The sequence below is a fragment of the Candidatus Cloacimonas sp. genome (assembly GCA_035403355.1).
In the GTDB taxonomy this organism is placed as follows: Bacteria; Cloacimonadota; Cloacimonadia; order Cloacimonadales; family Cloacimonadaceae; genus Cloacimonas.
Map to the genome: position 1 here is coordinate 1 of DAONFA010000048.1, position 10,922 is coordinate 10,922.

The 10,922-nt window shown below is 38.5% G+C and carries 8 protein-coding genes; 6 read left to right on the plus strand and 2 right to left on the minus strand.

What is annotated here, in order from left to right; translation table 11 throughout:
- Positions 1 to 251: 251 nt before the first annotated feature.
- On the minus strand, positions 252 to 533 hold the full coding sequence (locus tag PLE33_08795) for an HU family DNA-binding protein (protein ID HPS61337.1): 282 nt from the start codon (positions 531 to 533) through the stop codon (positions 252 to 254).
- 299 nt (positions 534 to 832) lie between these two features.
- On the opposite strand from PLE33_08795, the gene PLE33_08800 reads away from it, so the two are divergent.
- The 6 genes from PLE33_08800 (at position 833) to PLE33_08825 (ending at position 9,483) form a co-directional block, all read left to right on the plus strand.
- Entirely contained in the window at positions 833 to 2,014 is a 1,182-nt protein-coding gene (locus tag PLE33_08800; protein HPS61338.1) for a tetratricopeptide repeat protein, read from the plus strand.
- 60 nt (positions 2,015 to 2,074) lie between these two features.
- Positions 2,075 to 2,518 (plus strand): translesion error-prone DNA polymerase V autoproteolytic subunit, encoded by a 444-nt coding sequence (gene umuD / locus PLE33_08805; GenBank protein ID HPS61339.1) that lies wholly within the window; start codon positions 2,075 to 2,077, stop codon positions 2,516 to 2,518.
- 4 nt (positions 2,519 to 2,522) lie between these two features.
- On the plus strand, positions 2,523 to 5,774 hold the full coding sequence (locus PLE33_08810) for a hypothetical protein (protein HPS61340.1): 3,252 nt from the start codon (positions 2,523 to 2,525) through the stop codon (positions 5,772 to 5,774).
- Between the two features lie 3 nt (positions 5,775 to 5,777).
- Positions 5,778 to 6,551 carry a TSUP family transporter gene (locus PLE33_08815; protein HPS61341.1) on the plus strand — a complete coding sequence of 258 codons (774 nt, stop codon included), beginning with the start codon at positions 5,778 to 5,780 and terminating at the stop codon, positions 6,549 to 6,551.
- A 422-nt stretch (positions 6,552 to 6,973) separates the two neighbouring features.
- The gene (locus PLE33_08820) at positions 6,974 to 8,059 is read left to right on the plus strand and encodes a tetratricopeptide repeat protein (protein ID HPS61342.1); all 1,086 of its coding nucleotides are present in this window, start codon (positions 6,974 to 6,976) and stop codon (positions 8,057 to 8,059) included.
- A gap of 506 nt (positions 8,060 to 8,565) precedes the next feature.
- The gene (locus PLE33_08825) at positions 8,566 to 9,483 is read left to right on the plus strand and encodes a DMT family transporter (protein ID HPS61343.1); all 918 of its coding nucleotides are present in this window, start codon (positions 8,566 to 8,568) and stop codon (positions 9,481 to 9,483) included.
- Here PLE33_08825 and dinB read toward each other — a convergent pair.
- Positions 9,469 to 10,530 (minus strand): DNA polymerase IV, encoded by a 1,062-nt coding sequence (gene dinB, locus PLE33_08830; protein ID HPS61344.1) that lies wholly within the window; start codon positions 10,528 to 10,530, stop codon positions 9,469 to 9,471. The genes PLE33_08825 and dinB overlap by 15 nt on opposite strands.
- Positions 10,531 to 10,922: the final 392 nt, after the last annotated feature.

The window sequence follows — 10,922 nt, forward strand, 5'->3', positions numbered from 1 at the left end:
CGGCGCTCGCTGTAGCGCCGAATAAAAACGGCGGAACGGCGTCCGCCGGTACAAACTGTACAAAAAGCTCTTCGCTCTCTGCCCAAACACCAGTGTTACCACTAAACGATGAGGACATCGTTTTTCCGAAAAAAATTTGCGGTAACGAAATGCCTGCTTACTTATAAACAACAAGGACATCGTTTTTTTCTGCCTAAAAAAAGAGGCAGAAAACAGGATGTGCTTTCTGCCTCGCTAGTAAAGTAATTGAACTATTTGGCTTTTTTAACTGCCTCTTTTAGTTTTTTACCAGCTTTGAAAACCGGAACTTTGCGTGCCGGAATCTTCAAAGGTTTTTTGGTTTTGGGATTGATGCCGTTACGGGCTTTACGATGGGCAACATTGAATGAACCAAAACCGACAAAAGAAACTTTTTCCCCCTTTTTAAGGGATTCCGTAATGCCCTCAAGAACAGTTGCGAGGGCAACACTGGCTACTTTTTGTGAAGTACCAGCATTTGCTGCGATTTTTTTGACCAATTCGTCTCTGCTCATTTTACCTCCTTATTTGGTTTAGTGTAAAGAGTAAGAGATCTTTCAATGGATAGGAAAGTGCACTGTGAAATTTCTGTCAATAAAAAAAAGCTTATTTTTCGTTTAATTTACGAATTTTCACGATTTATAAGTGTTTGTTTAGTGCATAACATATTCTTATATAGGTAATTAGCAATTCATAACAGGAGTGAATATTTTTTTTGTTAAATCCTCTATTTGGCGCTACTTTGGTTTTTTAAGTTGACAAAAAAGAGGTGAGAAAGTGTTTAGTTAAATCAAAAAACTTGGAGGTTTTATCAATGAAACTGAAAATAATGTCTTTCATAGCGCTGCTCCTTTTAGTGTTGCTTAACGCCTGCAGCAGCAATAAAAAAATGGAAGCTCCGGTTGAACCGGTTCGCGATCCTTTAGCTTTGGCACATTCAGCAGCAGCCAAAGGCGCTGATGAATATAATAATGAACTTTACAATGATGCCATCGTTTCTTTTAATGAGGCAATAACATTATTTAATGAAGTATCCACAACTGCTTCGCCTGCAGATTCAGTTGCCGAGAATATTGAAAAGATGAATTTAAATATTGCCAAATCTTATATAGAACTTGCTACTGAAAGTAGTGAATTGAATAGTTATGATGAGGCATTAACCTTTTACAATCAAGCTCTGAATATCTATAAAAAACTCACACCCCGTTTGATTAGCCAGGAAGAATTGAATGCAAACATCATTGGAATTTACAATAATATGGCAATAATCGCCAAACAGGCAGGAAGATATGAAGAGGCATTGAATTATTATGACCAAATATTGAAACTGACTCCTGACGACGCTGATGTTCTCTATGCCAAATTCTATGTTCTTAGGGATAATATTAAAGATGAAAACAGAGCTTATGCCGTGTTAATTGATTATGCGGAATTATCTCAGGATGCCAAAGCGTTTATCAATGTAGCTGATAGCTATGCCGAAAAAGGAAATATGATGGAAGCCGGTAAATATTATCAAAAGGCCTTAGCCATTGAACCAAGCGTTGACCTCTATCGTCGTTTGGCAAATTATTATCAGGGAATAAAGGATTATAACAATGCCAATCTTTATTTGCAGAAGGTGGCGGATGCGGGTCCTGCACCAACGGAACTGGCACAAATCTATGCGATGATAGCTAAGAATTATGAAGGACTGAATGATAAGAAAAAGATGGTGGAATATTATGAAAAGTCCTTAGGTCTTGAACGCAATCCGCAAATGGCGCTGCTTTTGGCAAGCTATTACAATACCCAAAAGAATTATGCCAAAGTAATCAGCAATGCCACTATAACCCTTGGTTTAGACCCTAAAAATGCTGATGCACTAATGTTGCGTGGCGTTGCCTATTATCAAATGAAGAATTATACCGCTGCCAAAGCCGATTTGGAAAAGGTGCAAAACGATCCCAGGTATGGCGCTCAAGCACAGAAAATACTGAAAAATATACCCAAATAACCATTTTTACCGCAGGACGGAGATAGGTTTTTCTTCGTCCTGCACAATTTAGAAAAACAGATGAAAATACATAGTGATGGCTCTATTAAAGCCATATATTCCGCAAGTCAGGGAGAAAAAAAATACCGACCTTTGATGAGTTCCAAAGTTTCTGCCGGTTTCCCTTCTCCGGCACAGGATTACATTGAAGGTAAGCTGGATTTGAATGAATTTTTAATAGTTCACCCTGCTTCCACTTTTTTTGTAAGAGTAGATGGATATTCTATGCAGGGTGCAGGAATTCTACCGGATGATATTTTGATTGTGGATAGAGCATTGGAGGCATCAAATAAGCACATTGTAATTGCTATTGTGGATGGAGAATTAACTGTTAAGCGATTACAAATTATAGGGAAAGAATATTGTTTAGTGCCGGAGAATGATGAATTTGAGCCAATTCCCATTGAGGAAGGGATGGATTTCATTATTTGGGGTGTAGTAACTTACATTATTCATAAAGTTTAAGCAGTTGGTACATAATAAATCAGGTATATTTATTCTGCTTTTTCTGGGTAGTATATTTTCCCTTTTTGCCGAGCCCTTAGTTCAAGAGCGCAATCTTGTTTTGGAGCCAAATTGCAATAAATATTCTCTGGGAAATTCTCCTATCATTAAAAACAGCGTTTCTGTTTGGGCAGATTCGTTGCTCTTAAACGAAGGAACAGATTATCGGATAAACCATAATAAGGCAGAATTGATTCTTCTTTGTCAACCCGATGTTTCTATCCTGAAAGTAGAATATATAATTGTTCCACCCTTTCTTACCCAACCTTGGCAAAGATGGCAACCGCAAATATATAGCGACACTTTGTTAACAGAGATTAAAAAACGCAAAAGCCCTGCCTTTATTGAAGAAACAAATTTGGAGATTAGGGGAACTAAAACCTTTGCCATATCCTTTTCCGATGAGTCCACTTTTGATTTGAAACAGTCACTTTTCGTAAATCTCTCCGGAGAACTGGCTCATAATGTTTTTATTAGTGCCCAACTTTCCGATAGCCAGTCCAAATTATCACCAGAAGGAGATTCCAAGGAATTAAGCTCGTTGGATAATATGTTTATTCGTATTTACGGAAACAAATATGAACTGGCAATGGGAGACCTGGAACTGAAATATTCAGGAACGCGTTATATGGATTATTTTACTAAATTTGAAGGAATTAATGCTTGGCTAAAAGGTAAACACTATGTGCAAACAGCTTTTTCTGCCGGAGGGGGAAAAAACGCCTCTATAAAAATTACTGTTATTGAAGGAAAACAAGGTCCCTATTACTTAAGGGTAAACGATACCCAGTCCAATTTTATTGTTGTAGCAGGAAGCGAAGAAATCTTCGTAGATGGCAATAAATGGGAACGGGGGATAGATTACAGCATTGACTACAGCGAGGGAAGCGTAATGTTTAAAAAGCTGGTTAGCGCTGCCAATAATATTACGGCAAGGTTTCAATATTCGGACGAATATTATCCGCAAAGTAGTTATTTAAATTCCACGCAATTCCAATTAAGTGAGCATCTAACTCTGTCACACCATTTTATCTGGCAGCAGGATGACAAAAATAATCCCTTGTTATATGAATTCAGCGCTTCGGATTTGGATTCCTTGAAAACAGCCGGCGACAACAATGTTTGGGGAGCAGGTGTTTTTCAGGTGGAAGCGGGAACAGGAGAATATAAACGCTTACAGAATTTGCTAAATGAATATTACTATGAATATGCTCCGGGGGATTCGCTTGCCTGTTACAATATAGTTTTCAGCTATGTGGGCAGCGGGAATGGGGATTATGAAGAATATTCTGCCGGAAAATATCGTTATGTGGGCTCTGGCTTAGGTTCCTGGCTACCCCAAAAGCTTTTAGTGCCGGCAACGCGAAAAGGTAATCTGGATTTGGCTTTGAATTATACTAATGCCAATTTGAATGGCGGAATAGAAGTTTTAGGCAGTGTAAATGATCGCAACACTTTTTCTTCCCTTGACGATGAGGATAATAACGCAGAGTTACTTTATGCCTATCTGGAGGTTCCATTTTCTCTTTATGCTTTGAATATAGATTATGAACAGCGGAGTGATAAAACCTCCCTTTTTGGTAAATATCGTCCGCTGGAAAACGAATTTGACTTTGCTTCAATAGATACAGCCGATTCCCTGGCACAACAGGAAAGCAATATTCAAATCAGCCGTCGGCAAACAAACTGGAACAGTTCTTTACTCTATAGATACCGTAGAGTTTATGATTTATATACTTTACAAGCGTTACGGTTTATAACTTCTTCTTCAGGAAAAGGGTTGTTACCGGAAATAAATGTGCACAGCACACTTTCTACTCAGGACTATGCCAAGGATAATATGCAGGACGGAACTATGCAATACCACCAGGGATATTTATCCTGGACTTGGAAAATTTTGCGGTTGCGTTTTGAAACTCTCTATAATCTTTTGGATACCAAGGAATTGGGCAACAGTTATCTAAAACTAAATCCCGTTATCTCTCTTGGCAATGCTTCTTCTTTGCTTGCCCAGTTCTCCTGGACTACCGATAATACCAAAGTGAAAGAAACCAGGAACTGGGATGAAATTGCCAATACCCAAACCTATGCTTTAAAAAATATCGTAAACCTGAATTCTCAGCGTATTGATTTGGATATAACACACCGTGAAATAAATCAGCCGCTTTCCACTACTCAACCAAAATCTAATTATGATTTAATTACTTTCCATTCCAGTAACAGCTTCCTGAAAAATGCCATCGGTTTATATAGCAATTATCAACTAAATCAAACGGAGTTCTATCCCAAAATTCGGGAATTGCAATATGTAGGTTCTGGTTTGGGATATTATGACAGCACGGGAGTAAGTGTTTCTAATGGAGATTACGATTGGGTTTATATCACTAGCTCTACGGGAAGTTTATCAACAGAGATAAATTGCTTGCTCAATTTATACCTGAAACCGGGAAATATCTCCGCCAGCAATGTTCTTAAGCGTTTACAAAGCGATACTTCCATAAACCTGACGGAACAAAGTTCAAAGCGCAATAATTGGAAGAGCTATTTCTTTTTTCCTGGAACAGTTTATGATGATGAAACAACGATTTACGGCAGGCAAAATATTGAAGAGGTTCTCTGGTTGGATTTGGTAAATAATAAGCTTACCGCAAACTTGCAATTGATTATGGAACGGACTTTGGATAAGCGTTATCAGACCCCAGACAGGACTTTCAGTTTTTCGCAATTAGCGCAAATAGACATTAAGGGCTATAGTGCTTATAATACCCGTTTACAGTTCAGCAACGAAACTAACAGCGATACTCGCTATTTGAACGAAACAAAGATTATCAGTGCTAGCGCTTTAATACAACGCAATTTAACTCCCCAAAGCAATATTCAAACAGAGCTAAGCTACAATTCAGAATCCGGGGGGAAACAGGATGGCAGTGAAAACTATCAGCTCGGCTCGTTGTCTTTCTCACCTGCCCTGAAAAGTGTTTTTATGCAAAAGTATCGTTTTTCCGCTACTTTAGGAATAACTTACAATCGTCTTTCCGGTAGTCATTATTTTTCCTTCCTTCCCCAAAAAAGAGAGGGTTGGATTCCATCAATTAATTTAAACGGTGTTTACAGAATTAATGCTTTCAGTATGATTACTTTGGATTACCGTTTTACAGATTATCCTAGGCAAACAAGTTCTCAAGAATTGAAACTGGAATTTAAAGCAGAAATATAAACTATGCAAGTTATTAATTTGTCTCCTCTAAACTATGCTCTGGTGCTTCCTTTCATCTTTTTGGCAGGTCTGATAGATTCAATCGCCGGAGGCGGGGGTTTGATTTCTCTTCCGGCATATTGGAGTGTAGGAATTCCTCCTCATTTGGCTTTGGGAACTAATAAATTTTCTTCTTGCTGTGGAACTGTTTTTTCTACCGCTAACTATTTCAAAGCTAAGATGATAGACCTTCCGGTTGCTTTGCTAAGTGCATTTATGGCTCTTATAGGTTCCTGGATTGGGGCTTCTACAGCTTTAAAAGTTTCAGCGCAAGTTCTAAACTATTTACTGATTATCCTCATTCCTGCAGTAGCTGTATTTTCTGTGCTGAACAGGAACATTGGAATGCAAAGCAATGCCCATAGAATAGCAAAAAAAACCAGAATGCTTGTAGGTGCAATTGCTGGTTTAAGCATTGGTTTTTACGATGGATTTTTTGGTCCTGGAACAGGCACTTTTTTAATTTTAATCTATGCTTCCGCTTTGCATTATGATTTTGTAACCGCTAACGGCAATACAAAAGTAGTAAACCTGGCTTCAAATATCGCAGCACTTGTCACTTTTGCTTTTGCCTCCAACATCTATTATCCGCTTGCTGTACCAGGCGCCATTTGTGGAATTGCCGGAAATATTGTTGGTTCCAAACTGGTTATTTTAAGGGGAAATAAACTAATTCGCAGTGTTTTTATTCTGGCTTTGGTTCTGCTATTTATCAGAGTTATCTATAATATAATTTAATCCACTAGTTTAGCGTTACCCTAAAGGTCTTTTTCTTCCCGGAAAAACGACGTCCTCGTCGTTTAGTGGTAACACTGGTGTTTAGTCAACGCAATTTGTTCTTTTCCGGAAAAACGACGTCCTCGTCGTTTAGTGGTAACACTGGTGTTTAGTTACGGCATACCTTCCGATAAAGAACCAAGCGTACGAGGTGGGTTGACCAGGAGGTCACCATTGCTGCAACTCAGTTATTTCTAATGCAGGCAAGGTATAATGAGAGACAAGAAAAAAAACGGGGTTAGCATTTCCCGAGGGGCTTACGCTTGCCTTAGTTTCCCTGATAAGAACAACAACCTTTCCGGCTAACAATTGAGGAAATCTCTTGACTTTTTGGCTAATCTATTTTTATTGCACAGCAAAGATAAATTTAAGGAGAAAACCGGATGAAAAAGCCAATTATCATATTATGCATCATAATGATAGCTTTAACTGCCTGTTCACCTGCACGGCAAAAGCTTAGCCCTCAAGGCAATGTGAATTTAAAAACTGCCGATGTCTATTATTCTCAACAGAATGTAGAGCAGGCAGAAACATACTATAAGATGGTGCTGGAAGATAATCCTGACTATGTTTTTGCTTTACGCCGTTTAGGTGATATCAGTTTATACAAAGCAGAAAATTTTACCGCGCGGGAAGTTGAATTCTACGAAAGTGCCTATCATTATTACACAAAGGCAATTAGCATATTAGAACAATTCGCAGACCTTACGGATCAGGATCGGATTGATATACGGGATATGAAGAAAAGAAAAGAAAGAGCTTGGACAAGAATTTATCTGGCAGCAACAAAAGAAAAAGATGCCGGCAACACTCAGAAAGCTATGGAAATTTTTGAACTGGCGCTTAAACTGGAACCTGAACGTCCCGAACCGATGATTCAACTGAAAAACATCTATCTGGTTGATCTTAAGGACGATGCTAAAGCTGAACAAATTCTTCTCCAGTTGCTTACTAAAGATCCTAATAAATTGGAATATCTTATGGAGCTGGGCTCATTCTATTACAACAAACAAAACTATGCTGAAGCAGTGAAATACTTTGAGAAAGCCAGACCTTTAATTCCTACGAATATTGATAATCTGATGAATATTTCTGCCTGTTATTACGAATTGAAGGACTATGCCAAAGCAATGGCTGCCACAAAAGCCGCCTTGGAAATTGAACCTAATAACATTGATATTTTAGATAATGCTCGTTCCATTGCTGCCCAAATGCAAGATACAGAACAGGCAACTATATATCTGAAAAGAAAACTGGAAATTCGTCCCGAGGAAGAAGATTTTAGTATGCTTGCCACCTATCTTTATAATAAACAGGATTGGAAAGAATTGATTAAATATGCGGAAGATTGGTATAATTGGAATAAATCTAATAAGATAGCTGTGGAATATGTTATTTGGGCAGCTCAGCAATTGGGAAATAAACAATTGGAAACCAAATACACGGCTATCAAGAAAACACTACCGTAATTGGAAATGGTGGTTCCCGCGGATTACGCAGATTTTACGCAAATTACGCAGATTTTAGAAACGAGGATTTAAGGACAAGGATTTTAGAAACGAGGATTTCAGGACAAGGATTTAAGGAACAAGGATTTGAGGATTTAAGGATTTGGAGGATTTAATAGGTTTGGGATGAACAGGATGGGAAGGATTGAAGGGATTTAATAGTTCTGGAATAACTTGTGTAGCCAGCAGACGCTGTTCTTTGTGCCGGCGGACGCCGTTCCGCCTTTCTTTGTACCGGCGGACGCCGTTCCGCCGTTTTTATTCGGCGCTACAGCGAGCGCCGGTACAAAAAAGCCCCTTGTAAAAGGTAAGCTCTGAGTTTTTTTCTTGTTGCTTTCCCGGTTTCCAAAAGCTCTCCGCCCTGCGCCCTCTGCTCTCCGCTCTCTGCCCAAACACCAGTGTTGCCACTAAACGGCAGAGACACCGTTTTTCCTAAAAAAGTAACTATAAAATAAGGATAGCGTTAAATGCAAAAGCAAAATAAGGCATATCTATATGCTGGTGCATCAATAATTGCCTGGTCAACCATCAGTACCGCTTTTAAGCTATCTTTACAATATTTAACCCCTGTTGGGCTACTGCTTTTTTCTTCGTTTACGGCATTTCTGGTTTTAGGAATCATCAATCTGCTTATAAAACCAGCTGACTTTACCCACCGGGGTTGGTTCAAAAAAGCCGGCGAGAATTTGAAGAAATCGTTATTTGCCGGTTTGCTTAATCCTTTTATTTATTATTTAATGCTGTTTGAGGCATATTCGCGTTTGCGGGCTCAGGAAGCGCAGGCATTAAATTACACTTGGGCTATTGTTCTTTCTTTATTCAGTATTTGGTTGCTGAAAGAAAAATTCCATCTTATTGATCTTATTGCCTTACTTATAAGTTTTTTCGGAGTTTGGATAATATCCACGAAAGGGCAAATTACTGCTCTTAAATTTGATGACGCTTTCGGGTCTTTTTTAGCAATTTCCACTTCTCTTATTTGGGCTTTATACTGGATACGGAATCGTTTAGATTCCAGACCTGCAAGTGTGAAATTATGTTGTAATTTCTTTATTGGCTTTATCTTGATTGCAATATATGCACTTGTTACCCGGTCTTCACTTTTTACTTCCAAAGCCATCTATAGCTATGGCATTCTGGGGGGAATTTATGTAGGTATCTTTGAAATGGGTTTAACCTTTTTGCTTTGGAATAAGGCACTTGAGCTGACTGATAATACATCTTCCATCTCCAATATGATCTTTTTTACCCCCTTTATCTCTTTGCTTTTCATTGGCTTTGTTTTAAAAGAAAGCATCCATTACGCTACTTTCATCGGGCTTTTATTAATTGTCTTCAGTAACTTGTTACAGAAGGGTTTGCCGGGAATTTTAAAGCGGAATTAATAGCTGTTCAGTTTTATTGATATCTTCCAGTTTACTAATTCCCAAACCGAGTAAACGCACTTTTCTAAAGCTATCCCAATTAGCAATTAAAAGCTGCTCTGAATATTGGCATAAATTTTTGGTATCATCTACATAACAGGGCAAAGTGCAGCTGCGGGTGATTAACTGAAAATTATCATATTTTATCTTGAGCGTTAGAGTATTGCCTTTAATTCCTTTTTTCTTCAAGCGTTCGGAAAGATGTTCAGCGAGCCGATTTAATGTATGCAGCAGGTCATTCAGATTATCAATATCGGAGGAGAAAGTTGTTTCGCAGCTTAATGTTTTAGGTTCAACTTCGGTAATAACTTCGCGTTTATCAATACCCCGAACGACATAATAATAAAAAACCCCTGTTTTACCCAGAAGTTTTATTAAATCTTGCAGTTCCCATTGATAAAGGTCTGCTCCGTTTTTTATTCCTTTTTTACGCAATTTAGCAGCGGTAACTTTTCCAATGCCGTGATATTTCTCTATCGGAAGAGAAAAAAGAATTTCCTGTGCCTTTTCCGGAGGAATATAAGTAAGCCCGTCAGGTTTTTGTAAATCACTGCCGATTTTCGCTAAAAACTTATTGTAAGAGACGCCTGCCGAACAAGTTAAGTGCGTTATTTGCAGAACCTCCGCTTTAATTTCCTGGGCTATTTTTACTGCATCTTCTTCGCCCCGTTTATTTTCAGTAACATCCAAGTATGCTTCATCCAGAGACATCGGTTCCACCAAATCCGTCCACTGATAAAAGATCTTCCTTATCTGCTGTGAGACCTTCATATACAGTTCAAAATGCGGATGCAAAAAAATAGCTTCCGGGCATATATTCCATGCCTGGTAACTGCTCATTCCGCTATGAACTCCAAATTTACGAGCTTCATAAGAACAGGTGGAAACAACTCCTCTACTGTTTGGCGGTCCGCCTACAACTACGCATTTGCCTTTTAGCCAGGGCTGTTCCCGTATTTCTATGGCTGCAAAAAAGGCATCCATATCTATATGAATAATTTTTTTCATTGCTGTTCAATTCCTGTGATAACTTTTCTGCGTCAAGCAATAAATTATGGAAAAGCATATTATGATGCTTCTTGCCTGCACTTAAAAATATCTTGGTTTCCGGAGAGTTGACCTCCTGGTCAACCCACTTTTTACGATTTGTTTCTTTACCGAAAGGTATGCGGTAACTAAAAACCAGTGTTACCACTAAACGACGAGGACATTGTTTTTTCTGAAAAGAACAAATTGCGGTAACTAAACACCAGTGTTACCACTAAACGACGAGGATATCGTTTCTCTGGAAGAAAAAGCCATATTGTCTCTCAGTTCACATCGTGTATCACTCCTTCATCAACCCTTAATCAAGCGTTAATAATTAAGGAGTGATTAAGGTATGATAAAGAATTGATTGA